This window comes from Spirillospora sp. NPDC000708, assembly GCF_040299565.1.
Classification (GTDB): domain Bacteria; phylum Actinomycetota; class Actinomycetes; order Streptosporangiales; family Streptosporangiaceae; genus Spirillospora.
On sequence record NZ_JBEPCJ010000143.1, the window covers coordinates 1 to 18,464 of the forward strand.

General features: G+C 72.7%; 16 protein-coding genes. 8 read left to right on the forward strand and 8 right to left on the reverse strand.

The window, feature by feature from the left end; translation table 11 throughout:
- Positions 1-947: 947 nt before the first annotated feature.
- The 7 genes from ABT299_RS49360 to ABT299_RS49390 form a co-directional block, all read right to left on the reverse strand.
- Complete coding sequence (locus tag ABT299_RS49360) at positions 948-1,679, reverse strand: Clp protease N-terminal domain-containing protein (protein WP_500255071.1); 732 nt, start codon at positions 1,677-1,679, stop codon at positions 948-950.
- A 49-nt stretch (positions 1,680-1,728) separates the two neighbouring features.
- On the reverse strand, positions 1,729-2,655 hold the full coding sequence (locus ABT299_RS49365) for an NAD-dependent epimerase/dehydratase family protein (RefSeq protein WP_500255072.1): 927 nt from the start codon (positions 2,653-2,655) through the stop codon (positions 1,729-1,731).
- On the reverse strand, positions 2,652-4,178 hold the full coding sequence (locus ABT299_RS49370) for a class I adenylate-forming enzyme family protein (protein ID WP_500255073.1): 1,527 nt from the start codon (positions 4,176-4,178) through the stop codon (positions 2,652-2,654). The genes ABT299_RS49365 and ABT299_RS49370 overlap by 4 nt, the downstream gene beginning before the upstream one ends.
- Positions 4,175-5,338 (reverse strand): cytochrome P450, encoded by a 1,164-nt coding sequence (locus tag ABT299_RS49375; protein ID WP_500255074.1) that lies wholly within the window; start codon positions 5,336-5,338, stop codon positions 4,175-4,177. Before ABT299_RS49375 ends, ABT299_RS49370 begins: the two co-directional genes overlap by 4 nt.
- Positions 5,335-6,183 (reverse strand): glycosyltransferase family 2 protein, encoded by an 849-nt coding sequence (locus ABT299_RS49380; protein WP_500255075.1) that lies wholly within the window; start codon positions 6,181-6,183, stop codon positions 5,335-5,337. The genes ABT299_RS49375 and ABT299_RS49380 overlap by 4 nt, the downstream gene beginning before the upstream one ends.
- 5 nt (positions 6,184-6,188) lie before the next feature.
- The gene (locus ABT299_RS49385) at positions 6,189-7,190 is read right to left on the reverse strand and encodes a 3-oxoacyl-ACP synthase III family protein (RefSeq protein ID WP_500255076.1); all 1,002 of its coding nucleotides are present in this window, start codon (positions 7,188-7,190) and stop codon (positions 6,189-6,191) included.
- 258 nt (positions 7,191-7,448) lie between these two features.
- Positions 7,449-7,895 carry an SCO2583/SCO2584 N-terminal domain-containing protein gene (locus tag ABT299_RS49390; RefSeq protein ID WP_500255077.1) on the reverse strand — a complete coding sequence of 149 codons (447 nt, stop codon included), beginning with the start codon at positions 7,893-7,895 and terminating at the stop codon, positions 7,449-7,451.
- 349 nt (positions 7,896-8,244) lie between these two features.
- Between ABT299_RS49390 and ABT299_RS49395 the strand changes: the two genes are divergently transcribed.
- The 3 genes from ABT299_RS49395 to ABT299_RS49405 all read left to right on the forward strand — a co-directional run bounded on the left by ABT299_RS49395 (position 8,245) and on the right by ABT299_RS49405 (position 11,903).
- Entirely contained in the window at positions 8,245-9,492 is a 1,248-nt protein-coding gene (locus ABT299_RS49395; RefSeq protein ID WP_433239256.1) for a cytochrome P450, read from the forward strand.
- Between the two features lie 82 nt (positions 9,493-9,574).
- On the forward strand, positions 9,575-10,735 hold the full coding sequence (locus ABT299_RS49400) for a steroid 3-ketoacyl-CoA thiolase (protein WP_190852445.1): 1,161 nt from the start codon (positions 9,575-9,577) through the stop codon (positions 10,733-10,735).
- A 175-nt stretch (positions 10,736-10,910) separates the two neighbouring features.
- Complete coding sequence (locus tag ABT299_RS49405) at positions 10,911-11,903, forward strand: MBL fold metallo-hydrolase (protein WP_500255078.1); 993 nt, start codon at positions 10,911-10,913, stop codon at positions 11,901-11,903.
- Positions 11,904-11,919: 16 nt separating this feature from the next.
- Here the strand turns inward: ABT299_RS49405 and ABT299_RS49410 are convergent, their stop codons facing one another.
- Positions 11,920-12,162, reverse strand: coding sequence for a hypothetical protein (locus tag ABT299_RS49410; protein ID WP_433140180.1), 243 nt, complete (start codon positions 12,160-12,162; stop codon positions 11,920-11,922).
- A 334-nt stretch (positions 12,163-12,496) separates the two neighbouring features.
- On the opposite strand from ABT299_RS49410, the gene ABT299_RS49415 reads away from it, so the two are divergent.
- The 5 genes from ABT299_RS49415 to ABT299_RS49435 all read left to right on the forward strand — a co-directional run bounded on the left by ABT299_RS49415 (position 12,497) and on the right by ABT299_RS49435 (position 18,350).
- Positions 12,497-13,762 carry a cytochrome P450 gene (locus tag ABT299_RS49415; RefSeq protein ID WP_190852458.1) on the forward strand — a complete coding sequence of 422 codons (1,266 nt, stop codon included), beginning with the start codon at positions 12,497-12,499 and terminating at the stop codon, positions 13,760-13,762.
- Between the two features lie 37 nt (positions 13,763-13,799).
- Complete coding sequence (locus ABT299_RS49420; RefSeq protein ID WP_500255079.1) at positions 13,800-15,035, forward strand: cytochrome P450; 1,236 nt, start codon at positions 13,800-13,802, stop codon at positions 15,033-15,035.
- A 28-nt stretch (positions 15,036-15,063) separates the two neighbouring features.
- Positions 15,064-16,356, forward strand: coding sequence for a glycosyltransferase family 4 protein (locus ABT299_RS49425; RefSeq protein ID WP_347256522.1), 1,293 nt, complete (start codon positions 15,064-15,066; stop codon positions 16,354-16,356).
- Between the two features lie 115 nt (positions 16,357-16,471).
- Positions 16,472-17,233 (forward strand): class I SAM-dependent methyltransferase, encoded by a 762-nt coding sequence (locus ABT299_RS49430; protein WP_208269513.1) that lies wholly within the window; start codon positions 16,472-16,474, stop codon positions 17,231-17,233.
- Positions 17,223-18,350, forward strand: coding sequence for a prenyltransferase/squalene oxidase repeat-containing protein (locus tag ABT299_RS49435; protein ID WP_500255080.1), 1,128 nt, complete (start codon positions 17,223-17,225; stop codon positions 18,348-18,350). The genes ABT299_RS49430 and ABT299_RS49435 overlap by 11 nt, the downstream gene beginning before the upstream one ends.
- The last annotated feature ends 114 nt before the right edge of the window (positions 18,351-18,464 follow it).

Sequence of the window (18,464 nt, forward strand, 5' to 3'; positions counted from 1 at the left end):
GAAGGCGCCCTTGACTTTGGAGGGGCGGCCCCGTACGCAAGCGCCACCCCACCACCCGAACACCCCTCACGCCGATCTCCCGAACACCCATCTTGAAGACCCAGGACGCACTTCTCCTAGCTCTCCATGCCCTGTCCGCTCAACCAGATCCCGACCCACCGCTCCCTCTGCCCAACCAGCCCGGCTCAACCAGGAACCTCGCTCAACCACCCCCGTCCACCACCGCCGCTCCCGACCCGCCTCCCGGAATCCTCACCCCGCCACACGTCCGAACATCCACCCCGGCGCCCACGGCCGAACACCACCTCAGCCCTCACCGCCGACCACCACCCCAACCCACCCCGGCAACATCACTCCCGGCCCACCGCCGTAACACCACTCCCGCCCGCCGACTCTCCCAGGCCATGCCCGCAAGCACTAGGCCGTGCTTCAACGCCCCGGCCCGCTTCGCTCGCCTTGCGGCTCGCTACGTGACCGGGCCTGGGCGAACGCGGCATCGCTTCGTGAACTGCCCGGCTCCGCTCGCCTCCGGCTTCGCTCCCCGGCCAGGTCACGCGTTCGCACGTGCGGCCGTGGCCACTTCAAGGCAGGTCCTAGTCCCACCGCACTCCTATCCCGCCGCACTCCGCGTCCCCCGCACTCCGCGTCCCCCGCACTCCGCGTCCCCCGCGCTCCGCGTCCCCCGCGCTCCACGTCCCGCCCCTAGGAGCAAGCAGTCCACCCGCAAAACCCCAACCGGCCCGGTCCGCGAACGTCCAGGCTCGACGCACCTCGCGCAGCCGCAATTTCGTCACCCTCCACCGCCCCATACCGCGCCGTAGAAGCCACTGCCCTTCGGCCAGGCGCCTTCAGCGAGCCGACAAAGACGGACCAGCGACCAAAGGCCCGCGTGCAGGTTGCGGCCCCCGAATGGCGGCAGCACTCGGGGGCTCGGGATAGGTGGACGGCTACTGCGTGCGGCCCGCGACGATGGCGGCGAGGGCGGCGGTGATGTGGGCCTCGGCGGCGGGCTTGGTGACGCCGGCCTCGGAGAGGACGCCGGTGCCGTGCTCGTGTTCGAGGAGCGCGAGCAGGATGTGCTCGGTGCCGATGTAGTTGTGGCCGAGCCGGAGCGCCTCGCGGAAGGTCAGTTCGAGGACCTTCGTGGCGTCCTGGTCGAAGGGGATGAGGGCGGGCAGCTCGGCGGACTCCGGGGGCAGCGCGGCGGTGGCGGTCTGCCGGACGGTGTCGAGCAGCACGTCCTGCGCGGTGATGGCCTTGGCCGCGAGCGACTCGGGGTCGGCGAGCAGCCCGAGGACCAGGTGGGCGAGGCCGATCTCCGGGCTGCCGGCGGCGCGGGCCTCGTTCTGCGAGGTGACGACGACGTTGCGGGCGCGGAGCGTGTAGCGGGAGAACCCCTGGGACGGGTCGAGGTCGCCCGTCAGGCCCTTGGGGACGAAGCGCTTCTGCGCGGCCTGCTTGCTGACGCCCATGCTCCTGCCGATGTCGGTCCAGGACGCGCCGGAGCGGCGGGCCTGGTCGACGAAGTGGCCGATGAGGTGGTCGGCGACCTCGCCGAGGTGCTCGGCGGCGACGACGGCGCTGGTGAGCTGTTCGAGGGCGTCGGGGTGGACCTTCTTGATGGCGGCGATGAGGTCGTTCAGCCGGATCTGGACGTCGGTCTGCGCGGATTCGCTCATGCGTCAACCATAGGTTGACGATCCAGGATCGTCAACCCGCGGTTGACGGTTACCAGGCGGCGGCTCCGGCGAAGGCGGTGGCCTGCGGGACGTAGCCGAGGACGTCGCGGGCGGCGGTGATGTCGAGGGTCCGCTCGACGGCGAGGTGGCTGATCGCGTAGCGGGTGAGGCGCGGCGGCTCGGGGCGGCGGGCCAGCAGGAAGGCGCCCTCGGCGACGGCGGCGAGGGGCCGGGCCAGGCGCGCCGGGATGTAGACGGGGCGGGCGGCGACGCCGCGCTCGGCGAGGATGGCGCGGAACGCGTCGTCGATGACGACCGGGGCGGCGTCGGCGACGTTGAAGACGCCGAAGGAGACGGGACCGGTCGCGGCGAGCAGGCACGCCTGGACGAGGTTGGCGATCGAGGTCAGGCTGATCCGCTGGCGGCCCGTCCCGACCGCGGGCAGGAACGGGCCGCGGACGGCGGACAGGACGCGCGGCAGCAGCGTGGTGTCGCCCGGCCCGTAGACGGCGTGCGGGCGCAGGACGATCGCCTCGCGTCCGAGCACGAGCCGTTCGGCGGCGGCCTTGGAGGCGCCGTAGGCGTTGAGGTAGCGGCCGACGGGCGCCTGGTCCTCGGTGGCCATGACGCAGGGCCGGTGGGGGTCGTACACGCTGGCGGTGCTGACGTGCACGAACCGCGCGCCGGGGAAGGACGCGAGCGCGTTGCGCGTGCCGGTGAGGTTGGCGGCGAACAGGTCGGCGGGCCGTCCCCAGTCGGTGACGCTGCCCGCGCAGTGGACGACGGCGTCGACGGCGGGCGCGTCCGGGATCGGCCCGCGGGTGAGGTCCCAGGAGCGGTAGGGGGCGCCGGCGAGGTGGCCGGGCGGGACGGACGGCCGCCGGCCGAACCCGATGGCGGTGATGTCGCGGCAGGTCAGGGCGCGGCAGACCGCGCCGCCGACGAAGCCGGACGCGCCGGTGACCGCGATCCTCATCCGGGCGTCCCCCGGTGCCGTGCCGCGAGGTCGCGGAGGCGGTCGCGGTCGAGCTTGCGGGTGCGGCCGGAGCGGGGCAGCGCGTCGAGGACGATGACGCGGTCGGGCAGCGCGTCGTGGTCGATGACGGCGGGGAGCTCGCGGCGGAGATGCGCGGGGTCGGCGGTGCCGGTCACGGCGAGGACGACCTCCTCGTCCCCGGTGCCGGGGTCGGGGACGCCGACGATGGCGGCCTCGTCGACGCCGGGCAGCGCGGCGATCGCGGGCTCGTAGAGGCCCGGGTAGAGGTTGAACTTGCCGCGGATGAGCATGTCCTTCTTCCGGCCGGTCAGGACGATCCGCCCGTTGTCGAGGCGGGCCAGGTCACCTGTGGCGAGTTCCTTGAACGGTTCGGCGCCGAGATAGCCGCGGCAGAGGTTCGGACCGGAAAGGAGCAGTTCCCCGTCGTCGGCGAGCCGTGCTCCCACCCCGGGGAGAGGAGCGCCCAGAAGGTCGCCTTCGGCGCCGGACGCGGTGTGCGCGAGTTTCTCTCCGGCCGACGCGATCGCGACCGGCAGGATCTCGGTCATCGCGTAGACGGAGAGCACTTCGGCGGACGTCGCGCTCGTCGCGCGTTCCAGGATTCCAGCGGGCGCGGGTGCGGCGCCGAGCAGGACGTACCGGAGCGACGGCGGCAGTTCCGGCGCCGCGTCCAGGATCTCGGCGAGATGGACGGGAACGCAGAACGTGTGGGTGGCGCCGCGCTCGCGCATGAGGCGCACGAAATCGGCGGGCGAGCAGAAAAGCGGCGGCATCGACCAGCGGGCGCCGGATATCAGCGTCGGCAGTCCGAGCATCAGCTGGTCGGTGTGGACGACGTCGCCGGTTCCGAGGGGCATGCGGTCGCGGAAAAGGCCGAGGGCCGCGGCAAGGGACGCCTGGGAATGGACGACGGCGCGCGGGGACGCGGTCGTCCCGGAGGTGAAGATGACGGCGGCGGGGGCATCGGGGTCGGTGTCCCGTTCGGGTTCCGGGGCGTCGCCGCGCAGCAGGTCGGCGAGCGGCAGGGAGCCTCGCGGCACTCCCGGGAGGCGGCGCCCGACATGGACGTGCCGCATCGGGTCCTCGCCGGGGATCCGCAGTTCGGCGAGGTTCGGAAGCAGCAGCCCGCGCCTCCGCGCATAGGCCCGGACCATTCTCAGCCGGCTGCCCGCATAGAGCACCGATTCCGCGGCGGACCAGCGCGGCCGCGCCAGCCGGAGCCGGGCCGTGAACATTTCCGGCCCGGCCCCGGGGTCGGCGAACACCACGACTCCACCGGCGGCGACGACGCCCAGGGCGAGGACGAGTGATTCCGGCGACGGGCGGACGGAGAACAGCACTCCGTCGCCTTCCGCGAGGCCCGCGGAAAGGAGTCCGTGGCGGACGGCGAGAACCCGGCGCCGCAATTCGCCGTACGTGAGCCGCGCGCCGTGCCCGGACACCAGGGCGACATCGCCCGGTGTGCGCGCCGCCTGGTCGAGCAATTGCCGGACGAGCGTCATGCGACGGCCTCCGAACGGACGGCGAGATGGCGGTAGGTCGGGATCAGGACGCCGCGGGCGGCGGCGCGGCTCGTGATGCGCAAGGGGGCGGCGTCCAGGAGCGTCCGGGTGACCCGCCGGATCTGCGCCATGGCGAGGGGATAGCCGATGCAGAAATGCGGGCCGGCGCCGAACCAGAGGCGCCGGAGTTCCGGCGGGTGCGGGCGTTCGAGGTCGAAAGGCCCGTGGTCGCGGCAGCAGTTGTGCGTGGCGATGAGCACCCGGTCCCCCGGGCGGATCGCGACGCCGCCGACGACCGCGGGGCGGTGCACGCTCCGCAGCATCACCGGCGTCGGCGTGGTCACGCGCATCGCCTCGTCGATCGCCCGGTCGAGCAGCCCGCGCGCGGCGGCGACCCTCGGCAGCTGCCCCGAGTCGGCGAGCAGCGCGATCAGGCGGGGCAGCAGGGTCGCGACGGTCTCGGTGCCGGTGAGGAAGAAGGCGCCGGCGGCGCCGCGCGCCTCGTCCTCGGAGAGGCCGAGGGTCCGCATGCGCCCCATGACCGTGGACTCGTCGCCGCCGGCGTAGGACTTGGCGGCGATGGCGCCGAGCGGGTCGAGGACGGCGCGGGCCCGTTCGACCTGCGCCGGGGTGAGGCGCCGCGTCCGCAGCGACACCATCGACACGATCCGCTCGCCCTGCTCGAACAGGTGCCGCCAGTCCGCCTCCGTGCCCGCGTCCAGGCCGATGACCTCGCTGATGACGGCGCCCGCCATGACGCGCGCGGCGTCCACGAGGTCGACGGTCGCGCCGCGGGCGAGGCGGTCGGCGAGCCGCGCCAGCGGGTCCGCGAGCACGCGCGCGCACAGCGCGTCGGTGTAGGACGGAGTGAACAGGTCGGTGAGGCGGCCGCGGAGGGCGCGGTGCGCGTCGCCCTCCATGTTCAGCAGGACGGACGGCCCGAGCACGGGCGTCCACAGGTCGCCCGGCGAGCCGGGGCCGTCCTTGCGGAACGTCTCGCCGTCCATCAGCACCTCGCGGGCGAGCGGCGCCGCGTTCACGACGACGCCGAGCCCCGGCACGCGGACGATCGGCCCGCGCCGGGCGAGCCCTCTCAGCAGCGGATACGCGAAGGGATGCGCGGTCAGGTAGAGCCGCCGCTCCCAGTCCGGGAAGCTCATCGGATGTCCACGACCTCGGGCATGTAGCGGTGGTCGGCGTACCAGCCGAGGGTCTTGACCAGGCCGAACGCGCGCAGCCGCCGCACCGACCCGTACACGGCGACGTCCTTGCGGAGGCCGTAGGCGTCGGTCAGGTAGCGGACGCGGTTGACGAGGGCGCGGTCCTCGTGGACGTCCTCGATGCGGGTGCGCGGGAACCCGCCGGCCCGCTTGTACAGGTCGGCGGTGATGGCGACGTTGCAGCCCGGCATCATCACGTACGGGCCGAGGTACAGCGGGTCCTGGTTGCCGGGGCGGAACCGGCCGAACGTGGCCGCGATCCCGATGACGGCGGGAAGCAGGCGGCGCTCCCAGAGCTTCAGCGGGAACTCGTCGGTGCGGGGGCGCAGCGGGCCGGACACCATCTCGAGCCCGTCCGCGAACGCCCGCTTCACCGCGGCGATCCAGCCGGGGGCGGGCAGGCAGTCGGCGTCGGTGCGGGCGATGTGGGTGGCGCCGGCGGTGATGGCGTGCCGGAAGCCGGTGTCGGCGGCGGCGCCCGTCCCCTTCTCCGGTTCCGGGACGATCCGGACGTCCATCGCCGGATGCTCCTCGGCGAACGCCCGGACGGCGGCGGCGGTCCCGTCGCGGCTGCCGTTGTCGACGACGGCGAGCGTGAAGCCGGGGTCGGTCTGCGCGGCGAGCCGGTGCAGGGTCGCGCCGATCGAGCGCTCCTCGTCGAACGCGGGGACGACGACCCACAGGTTCATGACGCCCGGCTCGGCGGCCGGCGTGGTCGGGGGTGTGGCCGGCGGCGTGGTCGGGGGCGTGGTCGGGGGCGTGGTCGGGGGCGTGGTCGGAGGCATGCCGGTCACAGCTCCGCGAACATGACGCCGAGGCTGACGCCGCCGGCGAGGCCGATGAGGGCGACGCGGTCGCCGGGACGGCAGCGTCCCTCCGCGATCGCGGTGTCGAGCTGGAGCGGCAGGCTCGCGGACGCGACGTTGCCGTGCTCGGGCAGCGTGACGACGAGCCGGCCGGGCGGGACGCCGAGCGTCGCCCGCAGCACCTCCAGATACGGCAGGGTCACCTGGTGGACGGCCACGACCGCGAAGTCGTCCCAGGTCAGGCCGGTCTTGGCGAGGGCGTTGGCGAAGATCTCCGGGCCGGCCGCGAGGAACGCCTCCTTGAGCCGCCGCCCGTCGCCGCTGAAGTAGGCGTACTCGGGGTCGCGCGGGTGCATCGACCCGCCGGCGGGGAGGGTGCCGATCCCCCAGGCGCTGGAGACGGCGGCGAAGTCGCGGTAGAAGATGCCGCCGTCGGGCGCGGCCTCGACGAGCATCGCGGCGCCGCCGTCGGAGAGGGTGTAGCCCGCGAACGCGTCCGCGAACTGGGCGCGGTCGCGCACCGTCCAGCGGATCGCGCGGGACGGGCTCTCGCCGGTGCAGACCAGCACCCGCTCGTGCTGGCCGGTGCGGATCAGGGCGTCCGCCGTCTGGAGGGCGTTGAGGAAGCTGTTGCAGGCGTTCTTGACGTCGAACACCGGGCAGGAGGCGCCGAGCTTGGCGGCGGCGATGTGCGCGGTGGCGGGTTCGATCAGGTCCTGCGACGCGGAGCCGAAGATGAGCAGGTCGAGGGCGTCGGCGCCGAGGCCGCGCCGGTCGAGCGCCTTGCGGGCGGCGGCGACGGCCAGGTCGGACGCCTGCTCGCCGTCGGCCATGACGTGCCGGGCCCGGATCCCGGTCATCCGCTCGACGATCGTGGGGTGCGGCCGGTAGCCGGGGCTCTCGGCGGCGACGCGGGCCTCGACCTCGGCGCTGGTGACCACGCGCGGCGGCAGGTGCGCGGCGACGGCGGTGATGCGGGCTCTCATGGGCTGGTCCCCCGGTCCTCGTCCTGTGTGGGAAAGCCAGGTTCGCGGGCCCCGGCCGCGTCCGGACAGGGAGACCCTACGGAAGACCGACCAGGCGTTCTAGCCTGATTCGCGGTGAGTAGTCGCGCTCATCCCGAATGAGTACTTTGCCGGACCAGCCGGTTCCGGCCACGGCGGCACGGCGTCGGGTACAGGGCATGACGTCAGACGAGGCAGGACGCCAGGCACAGGGCGGGACGTCGGATACCGGGCGGGACGTCAGCCGGCGGGCACGTCCGGCATGCTCGGCACGGCGGGCGCCGCGGCGCGCGGTATCTCCGACACGGCGGGCGGGGCCGAGGGCAGCGGGGAGACGATGATGGTCGCCGCCGGGCCGACCGGGTTCCCGTCGTCGCTCCGGCGCGAGCCCGACTGCCACCACCACAGCGCGATCGAGATGGCCACCAGGACGAGCACGCCGCCGATCACCTGGATGACCGCCCGGCGGTGGCTCGGCTCGCCGCGGTACCGCCGCCGGGCCCGCCAGGCCCGGACGCCGAGGCGGCCGCGCAGGCGTCCGGCGGGGCGCCCGGCGCCGCGCCCGGCGCCGCGCCACCGCCGCGTGCGGCGGGGCGGCTGAGCGCGCTCGCGTGCGGAGGGTTCGGTGAACGCGGCGTTCCTGACGAACTCCTCGTCGAACACGGGCTCGTCGAATTCAGCGGGCATGGACGTCTCCGGCGCGGGGGGAGTGCACGCCCCAGGCTAATGGACGGCCGCGGCACCCGAACGCCCCGGTCCGGAGCATCGAACTAGAACACGTTCTCAATTCAAGGCCGCGTGGCGGTGAGGAAGGTCACCACGGCGAGATCTTGAGTTCCGGCACGGGACCATGGCAATAGAAGCGCCACTGGATTTCGCCTGCTGAAATGGGAGGCCAACTCCGCATCAACAGACAATCGCCGAGCGAGACACTTGTTTAGACTTGAGTCTCATTTCCTCTTGCCGGGCCGTTGAAACGGGTTCTACGGTGAGCCGAACCGGACGTTCTCGCGCCGTGTATCGGGAGGAACCGCGCATGACCGCCACCGCACCGGAGACCGCCGTCCCCGCCGGGTTCGACTTCTGCTGCCCGGACCTGATGGCCGAGCGGGTGCCGCTCGCCGAGTTCGCCGCGCTGCGCCGCACGGCCCGCCCGTGGTGGAACGCCCAGCCGCGCGGCCGCACCGGCTTCGACGACGACGGCTTCTGGGTGATCAGCAAGCACGCCCACGTCAAGGAGATCTCGCGCGACGCCGAGCTGTTCTCCGCCAACGCCAACGGCGCGGTCATCCGGTTCAACGAGACCTTCGGGCGCGACGAGCTGGACCTCCAGCGCGAGAACCTGCTGCTGCACATGGACGCGCCGCAGCACGCCAAGCTGCGCCAGATCGTCTCCCGCGGTTTCACGCCCCGCGTCGTCAAGGGCCTGCACGACGCGCTGCGGGAGCGCGCGGAGCGGATCGTCGCCGACGCCCTGCGCAAGGGCGGCGAGGGCGACTTCGTCACCGAGGTCGCCGCGGAGCTGCCGCTGCAGGCGATCGCCGAGCTGATGGGCGTCCCGCAGGAGGACCGCCGCAGGCTGTTCGACTGGTCCAACCAGATGCTCGCCTACGACGACCCCGAGTACGACGCCGACCCGGCCTGCGCCGCCGCGGAGATCATCGGCTACTCGATGAACCTCGCCGAGCAGCGCCGCGGCTGCCCCGCGCACGACATCGTCACCAAGCTCGTGCAGGCCGACGTGGACGGCCGCGGCCTCACCGACGACGAGTTCGGGTACTTCATGATCCTGCTCTCGGTGGCCGGCAACGAGACCACCCGCAACGCGATCACCCACGGCATGATCGCCTTCCTCGACCACCCCGCGCAGTGGGAGCTGTTCAAGGCCGAGCGCCCGGAGACCGCCGCGGACGAGATCGTCCGGTGGGCGACGCCGGTGACCGCGTTCCAGCGCACCGCCGTCCGCGACACCGAGCTCGGCGGCGTCGAGATCAGGGCGGGCGACCGGGTGGCGATGTACTACTCGTCCGCGAACTTCGACGAGGAGGTGTTCGACGACCCGGGGACGTTCGACATCACCCGCTCCCCCAACCCGCACCTCGGCTTCGGCGGCACCGGCGCGCACTACTGCATCGGCGCGAACCTGGCCCGGCTGGAGATCGGCCTGATGTTCGACGCGATCGCCGACCACATGCCGGACATCGCCCGGACCGGCGAGCCCCGCCGCCTGCGCTCCGCCTGGCTGAACGGCGTCAAGGAGCTGCCGGTGCGCTACCGCCCCTGATCCCGATGGGCGGGACGGGGCTTCCGACGGAAAGTAGAACTCGTTACAGTCGGAGGCGAATCCCGTTCTAGAAGGAGACCGCATGGGTACCCCGGTGATCGTCGAGGCGGTGCGCACGCCGCTCGGGAAGCGCAACGGCTGGCTGGCGGGACTGAAGCCGATGGCCGTCCTCTCCCACACGCTGATCGCCGCCGTCGAGCGCGCCGGCATCGACGCCGCCGAGGTGGAGCAGGTCTTCGCGGGCTGCGTGACGCAGGCCGGCGAGCAGGGCTCGCACATCGGCCGCTACGCCTGGCTGTACGCGGGCCTGCCCTGGCAGACCGGGGTCACCACGATCGACGCGCAGTGCGGGTCGGCGCAGCAGGCCGTGCACCTCGCCGCCTCGCAGGTCGCCGCCGGCGTCGTCGACGTCGCGATCGGCTGCGGCGTCGAGGTGATGAGCCGCGCGCCGCTCGGCACCAACGTGCTGCCCCACAACCCGCGTCCGGACGACTGGTCGCTGGACATGCCGAACCAGTTCGAGGCGGCCGAGCGGATCGCGCAGCGGCGCGGCCTCACCCGCGACGACCTCGACGCGTTCGGCGCGCGGTCCCAGCAGCTGGCCGCGAAGGCGTGGGCGGACGGCCGGTTCGAGCGGGAGATCGTCCCGATCGAGGCGCCCGTGCTGGACGCCGAGGGCAACCCGACCGGGGAGACCCGGACCGTCACCCGGGACCAGGGCCTGCGCGAGACGACGAAGGAGGGGCTCGGCAAGCTCAAGCCCGTCCTCGGCGAGGGCGCGCTGCACACCGCCGGCACCTCGTCGCAGATCTCCGACGGCGCCGCCGCGGTGGTCGTCATGTCCGAGGAGAAGGCGTTCGAGCTCGGGCTGCGGCCGCGCGCCCGGATCCGGGCGCAGGCGCTGGTCGGCGGCGAGCCGTACTACCACCTGGACGGGCCGGTCCAGTCGACGGAGCGCGTCCTCGCGCGGGCCGGGATGACGATGGGCGACATCGACATCAGCGAGGTCAACGAGGCGTTCGCGTCGGTCGCGATGTCCTGGGCGTCGGTGCACGAGCCGGACATGGACACCGTGAACGTCAACGGCGGCGCGATCGCGATCGGCCACCCGGTCGGCGCGACGGGCGCCCGGCTGATCACCACGGCGCTGCACGAGCTGGAGCGCCGCGACGCCCAGACGGCGCTGATCACCATGTGCTGCGGCGGCGCGCTGTCGACGGCCAGCATCATCGAGCGGGTCTGACCGGCAGCGCCTCCGACGCGCGGCACCCAAGCCGCGCAGCACCCCCATCGCGCGGAATCCCCGTCGCGCAGCACCTCCGACGTGTGGGGACCCCGGAGGCGGAGCGCCGTTCCGCGTTCCGCTAGGGTCCCCACAACCGACTCGCCCGACCGGATTGGGCGCGAAAGGCGGTCCCGTGGAGCCGGTACCCGAGGATCTCGGCGGGGGGCTTTGGAGCGTTCCCGTCCCCATTCCGGGCAACCCGCTGGCCTACACGCTCGTGTACGCGGTGGAGAGCCCGCAGGGCCCCGTCCTCATCGACGCGGGCTGGGAGCACGAGGACGCCTGGACCGCCCTGCGCGACGGGCTCGGCACCTTCGGGATCGACGTCGCCGACGTGCGCGGGGTCGTCGTCACGCACTTCCACCCCGACCACGCGGGGCTCGCCGGGCGGGTCCGCGAGGCGTCCGGCGGGTGGATCGCGATGCACCGCGCGGACACCGAGATCGTCCGGCTCTTCCACACGAGCCTCGGGCACGAGGAGCGCCGCTCGTTCGAGCTGACCTCGATGCGCCGCGCCGGAGCCGACGAGTCCGAGCTCGCCGCCGGGATGGACCAGCCGCGGGTGGACCCGCCGGCGATCCCGGACCGCGCGCTGGACGACGGCGAGCTGGTCGACCTGCCGGGCCGCAGGCTGCGCGTCATCTGGACGCCCGGGCACTCCCCCGGCCACATCTGCCTGCACCTGGAGGACGGCGACCGGATGTTCACCGGCGACCACGTCCTGCCCCGCATCACCCCGCACATCGGGCTCTACCCGTACGACACCCCGGACGTCGACCCGCTGTCGGACTTCCTCGGCTCGCTGGACAAGATCTCCGCGATGTCCGCGGACGAGGTGCTGCCCGCGCACCAGTACCGGTTCACGGGCCTGTCCGGGCGCGCCCAGGAGATCATCGGCCACCACGAGGAGCGCCTGGCGGAGGTGACGGCGCTGCTGTCGTCGCGCCCTGTCACGCTGTGGGACGTGACCGCCGGGCTGACCTGGCGGCATCCGTGGGAGCAGATGCCCCTCGGCGCCCGCCGCATGGCCGCCGGCGAGGCGGCCGCGCACCTGCGCACCCTGGAGAATCGCGGCGTCGTCCGGCGCGAGGGCACCGACGACCCCCTCCGCTACGTCCTCCGCTGACGAAGACGTCCGATCGTCAGGAACGCAGGCTGATGCGGCGGCTCTCCAGCCAGCGTTGATCGTCCTCGGTCCACATCAGCGACTCGGGCTCGGCGCCCGCGAGGCGTTCGAGCTCCGCCGCGGTGAGCGACTCCGGCTCCGTCCACAGCTGGGGCCGCGGCAGCGCCGCGCGCCGCGCCCTGCGTCTGCGGAGCGCCGTCTTCACGACGTCGACGGCGGCGTACACCAGGATCCCGCCGACCACCAGTGCGAGAAACATCGCGGGACCTCCCATCCCCGGAAGCGGGCGTGCGTACAAGAAGTGACATTCCCGACCAAGCGGCACTACACCGCCCCATGTAGGTAAACGTCCGGCGCGCGGACCTCGCCGCAACGTGACAGGTCGATGCGATTCGGGTCACTCCACCGTCTGGACCCTTGATGAGACTGGAGTCTCATGTTAGAACGTGTTCTATATCCGGATGCCAAGCAAGCGTTCGATCACAAGATCATCCGACCGGCGTCCGACGCCGGTGACCGGCCCCGCGCGGCGCGACACGGAGCCACCGTCCCGTCCTCGAAGTGACCAGCCCGCACCGGCTCGAAGGAAACCCATGGCCACTGAGACCCGTACCGCTCCCACCCCGGCCTTCGTCGCCCCCGAGATCGACATCATCGATCCCGGCGTGTACGAGCGGGGCGGCATCCCGCACCGCCAGTTCGCGTGGCTGCGCGACAACGACCCCGTGCACTGGCACGCCGACCCCAACGACGGGGTCGACGGCTTCTGGGCGGTGACCCGCCACGAGGACGTGGTGCGCGCCTCGCGGCGCCCCGACCTGTACTCCTCGCACGAGCGGTCGGCGATGTTCGAGGAGTTCAGCGACGAGGACATCGCGCTGTACGGGCAGATGATGCTGTTCCAGGACCCGCCGGACCACACCCGGCTGCGCAGCATGGTCAACAAGGGCTTCACGCCGCGGATGATCGGCAAGCTGCAGGACCACATCCGGGAGATCTGCAACCGGCTGATCGACGAGGCGGCCGAGCTGGGCGAGTGCGACTTCGTCGAGCACTTCGCGGCGCCGCTGCCGCTCTACACGATCTGCGAGCTGCTCGGCGCGCCGCTGGAGGACCGGGAGAAGATCTTCGCCTGGTCCAACAAGCTGGTGGCCTTCAACGACCCCGAGTACATCGGGGACCGCACCGAGTCGCAGCTGTGCGCCGCCGAGTTCGCCGGCTGGGCGGGCGAGCTGGCCGCCGCGCGCGCCTCGACGCCGCGTGACGACATCGTGACCAAGCTGCTCACCCCGGACGCGGACGGCAACCGGATCACCGACGAGGAGTTCCAGCTCTTCGTGATCATGCTGTCGATCGCCGGGAACGAGACGACCCGGACCGCGACGGCGGGCGGCATGCAGGCGTTCTTCGAGCGCCCCGACCAGTGGGAGCGGCTGAAGGCGGACCGGAGCCTGCTGCCGACGGCGGTCGAGGAGATCGTCCGCTGGGTCAGCCCGATCAACCAGTTCCGCCGGACGGCGATGGAAGACGTCGAGATGGGCGGCAAGCTGATCCGCAAGGGCGACAAGGTCGTGCTGTTCTACAGCTCGGCGAACCGGGACGAGCGGGTGTTCGAGAACCCCTTCGGCTTCGACGTGGGCCGCGACCCGAACCCGCACATCGGGTTCGGCGGCGGCGGCCCGCACTTCTGCCTGGGCACCCACCTGGCCCGGATGAACCTGAAGATGATCTTCGAGACGATCCTGGACCGGATGCCCGACATCGCGCCGGCCGGCGAGGGCCGCCGGCTGCGCTCCAACTTCGTCAACGGGCTCAAGGAACTGCCCGTGCGCTTCACCCCGTCCCCCCGCCGAGGTTGATGATCGAGGTCCCACCGGACAGAGAGGTCCTGGCGCGATGACCACCACCCCCGAGATCGACCTGGTCGCCCTCGACGCGTACGAGCGCGGCGGCGCCCCCCACGAGCAGCTGGCGTGGCTGCGCGAGCACGATCCGGTGCACTGGCACCACGGCGACCCGGACCGGGACTACCCGCCCTTCTGGGCGGTCACCCGGCACGCCGACGTGGTGCACGTGTCCCGGCATCCGGAGATCTTCTCCTCCTACGAGCGGCTCGCGCTGTTCGACGAGCCGCCGGAGGAGCACCTGGCCCTGCAGCGGCTGATGATGCTGAACCAGGACCCGCCGGAGCACACGCGCAAGCGCGGCATCGTCAACAGGGGGTTCACGCCGCGCGCGATCGGCGCGCTGGCCGACCACATCAGGGAGATCTGCCGGGGGCTGGTCGAGGAGACGGTGGCGCGCGGCGAGGAGGCGGACTTCGTCCGCGACCTCGCCGCGCCGCTGCCGCTGTACGTCATCTGCGAGCTGCTGGGCGCCCCGCCGGAGGACCGGGAGAAGATCTTCACCTGGTCGAACACGCTGATCGGCGGGGACGACCCGGAGTTCCAGCGGACGCCGGAGGAGGGCCAGGAGGCGGCGACGCAGCTGTACGCGTACGCCAACGTGCTGGCCGCCGACCGGCGGGAGAACCCGCGCGACGACATCGTCACGCGGCTGCTGCAGCCGGACGCCGACGGCCAGGTGCTGGACGGCGACGAGTTCGAGCTGTTCGTGATGCTGCTGTCGGTGGCCGGGAACGAGACGACCCGCAACGCCGCGACCGGCGGGATGCTGGCGCTGCTGGAGCACCCGGAGCAGTGGGCGCGGCTGCGCGCCGACCGGTCGCTGGTCCGGACGGCGGCGGACGAGATCGTCCGCTGGGTCACGCCGGTGAACCTGTTCCGCCGGACCGCCGTACGGGACACCGAGCTGGGCGGGCGCAAGATCTCCGCCGGGGACAAGGTCGTGGTGTTCTACTCCTCGGCCAACCGGGACGGGGCGGTGTTCGCCGACCCGTACGCCTTCGACGTGGGCCGCGACCCGAACCCCCACCTCGGGTTCGGCGGCGGCGGCCCGCACTTCTGCCTGGGCTCCCACCTTGCCCGGCTCGAGCTGAGTGTGCTTTTCGAAACACTTTTGGACACTGTGCCCAATATTGAACTCGGCGGTAACGTACGGAGGCTAAGGTCTAGTTTCATCAACGGCATAAAGGAGATGCCGGTGCGTGTGCGACCGGCGTCCCGCGACTGACGGGAGTGGTGCGTGGGCAGGGGCTGGCGTGGGTGAGGCAGACGAGCCGGGCGGACCGTTGCGGGTGGCCTTGCTCTCCTACCGGAGCAAGCCGCACTGCGGCGGCCAGGGGGTCTACCTCCGGCATCTGAGCCGGGAGCTGGTCGACCTCGGGCACACGGTGGAGGTGCTGTCCGGCCAGCCGTATCCGGAGCTGGACCGCGACGAGATCACCCTCACCAAGATCCCGAGCCTGGACCTGTACCGGGACGAGGACCCGTTCCGCACGCCGGCGCGCGAGGAGTTCCGCGACTGGATCGACGTGCTGGAGTTCGCGCACATGAAGACCGGCGGGTTCCCCGAGCCGCTGACGTTCAGCATCCGCGCGCTGCGCGAGCTGAAGCGGCGCCGCCGCGACTTCGACGTCGTGCACGACAACCAGGTCCTCGGCCTCGGCAACCTCGGCATCTCCCGGCTGGGCCTGCCGCTGGTGACGAGCATCCACCACCCGATCAGCGTCGACCGGCGGATCGAGCTGGAGGCGGCGCAGGGCGTCAAGCAGAAGCTCGGCAAGCGCCGCTGGTACGGGTTCGTCACCATGCAGTCGCAGGTGTCGCGGCGCATCGGCCCCGTGCTGACGGTGTCGGAGTCGTCCAAGGTCGACATCGTCAAGGACTTCCGCGTCGACCCGCGCGACATCGAGATCCTGCCGCTCGGCGTCGACACCCGCATCTTCCACCCGCGCGGCGAGCGCGTCCCCGGCCGGATCGTCGCGATGGCCAGCGCCGACGCCCCGATCAAGGGCGTGGACGTGCTGCTGCGCGCGGTCGCCAAGGTCGCCACCGAGCGGGACGTGCACGTCATCGTGGTCAGCCGCCCGCAGAAGGACGGCCCGACCGAGAAGCTGGTGCGGGAGCTGGCGCTCGGCGACCGGGTCCGGTTCGTCAGCGGCATCAGCGACGACGAGCTCGGCGAGCTGCTGGCCTCCGCCGAGATCGCGGTCGTCCCGTCCCGCTACGAGGGCTTCTCGCTGCCCGCCGTCGAGCACATGGCGTCCGGCACGCCGCTGGTCGCGAGCCGCGCCGGGGCGCTGCCGGAGGTCGTCGGCGACGCGGGCGTGCTGGTCGCGCCCGGCGACGTCGAGGAGCTGGCCGCGACGCTGCGCCTGCTGCACGACTCCCCCGAGGAGCGGGCGCGGGTGGGCGGCGCCGGGCTGGCCCGCGTGCAGGAGCGGTTCGCCTGGCCGGCCGTGGCGAAGGCGACCGTCGAGCACTACCGCGCCGCGATCCGCGAGCGGAACTACCTGCGGCTCGCCGCGTCCAAGCGGGCGCGCCGCGGCTGAGACGGGCGGCACCCGCGAGGGGCCGCATCAGGCAAGGCTGTAGTCGAGAAGCGCTGTAGTCGAGAAGTGCTGTGGGAACCCCATCCGGGCCTCCCCGTACGGAAGGAGCACGACCCTGCTGACCGTGGATTTCCAGCGGTTCCGCGTCACCCCCGGGGACCGCATCCTCGACATGGGATGCGGGGCCGGACGGCACGCCTTCGAGCTGTACCGCCGGGGTGCGCACGTCGTGGCCTTCGACCTCGACGCGGACGAGCTGGCCGGCGTCGAGAAGATGTTCGGCGCCATGCGCATGGAGGGCGAGGTCCCCGAGGGCGCGGCGGCCGAGACCGTGCAGGGCGACGCGCTGGAGCTGCCGTTCCCCGACGACCACTTCGACAAGATCATCGCCTCGGAGGTGCTGGAGCACATCCCCGACGACATGCGGGCGATGCGCGAGCTGCTGCGGGTGCTGAAGCCGGGCGGGCGGCTCGCCGTGACGGTGCCGAGCTGGCTGCCCGAGCGGGTCTGCTGGGCGCTGTCGGAGGACTACCACACCGCCCCCGGCGGCCACGTGCGGATCTACACGCGCGCGGAGCTGGAGGCGAAGTTCAAGTCCATCGGCTTCAAGGTCGGCGGCCACCACCACGCGCACGGGCTGCACGCCCCGTACTGGTGGATCAAGTGCGCGGTCGGCGTGAACGACGACGGCAACCCGCTCGCCAAGGCCTACCACCAGATCCTGGTCTGGGACATCATGAAGCGGCCGCTGGCGACCCGGCTGGCCGAGCGCGCGCTGAACCCGGTGATCGGCAAGAGCGTCGTCGTGTACTTCGCCAAGCCGTCGGCGCCGAGCACGCCGGCGTCCCCGGCCAGGGAGACGGCGGATGCCGTCTGAGACCGCTCCCCCCTCCGTCCCGGGGGTCGTGACGGCGGACGGCATCGTCGCGACGGCCCGCAGCATCGCCCGCCAGCAGGAGGCGTCCGGCGCGATCCCGTGGTTCTCGCCGGTCGGCGGCGTGCCCGGCCACGTGGACGCGTGGAACCACGTCGAGGCGGCGATGGCGCTGACCGTCGCCGGGCTCGGCGAGGAGGCGCGCCGCGCGTACGCGTGGCTGGCGAGCGTGCAGCGGCCGGACGGGTCGTGGCCCGCGAAGTGGGTGCTGGGCGAGGTCACCGAGCCGGGCGGCGAGTCCAACCACGCCGCCTATGTCGCGGTGGGCGTCTGGCACGAGCTGGTGTGCACCAGCGACGACGACTTCGCGCGGCGGATGTGGCCGGTGGTCCGGCGGGCCGTCGACTTCACGCTCGGCCTGCAGACCCGGCGCGGCGAGATCATCTGGATCCGGCACGAGAGCGGCGCCGCGTCCGACCACGCGCTGCTGACCGGCTGCTCGTCGATCTACCAGTCGCTGCGCTGCGCGGTCGCGCTGGCCGAGCACCTCGGCGAGCCGCAGCCGGAGTGGGAGCTGGCCGCCGACCAGCTCGGCCACGTGGTGGCGGCGCATCCGGAGGCGTTCGCCGACAAGAGCCGCTGGTCGATGGACTGGTACTACCCGGTGCTCGGCGGGCCGGTGCGCGGCGAGGCCGCCGCGCGGCGGCTGGCGGAGGGCTGGGACGACTTCGTCGTGCCGGGTCTCGGCTGCCGGTGCGTGTCGGACCAGCCGTGGGTGACGGCGGCGGAGAGCTGCGAGCTGGTGATGGCGCTGGACGCGGCGGGCGACCGGGACCGGGCGCTGGAGCTGTTCACCACCATCCAGCACCTGCGGCACGAGGACGGCTCGTACTGGACGGGCTGGCAGTTCGAGAACGAGCGGCACTTCCCCGGGGACCGTTCCACCTACACGGCGGCGGCGGTGGTCCTGGCGGCGGACGCGCTGGCGGACGCCTCGCCGGGGGCGCGGCTGTTCAAGGAGATCGCCGGGCGGCCGCTCGGGCCGTGCGCGGCGTCCGACCCGCTGGCGTGCGGCTGCGCGCCGGTGGCGGTCGCCAACCCGGTGCGGACGCGCCTGTGACGGCGCCTCCGCGGGCCTAGAACGGGTTCTCGCAGACGTGGGGGGGCGCCGCGGGGGGCGGGGGGGGCCCCCCTGGGGGTAGCGGGGGTTGTGGGGGGGGTGGGCGCGGCGCCC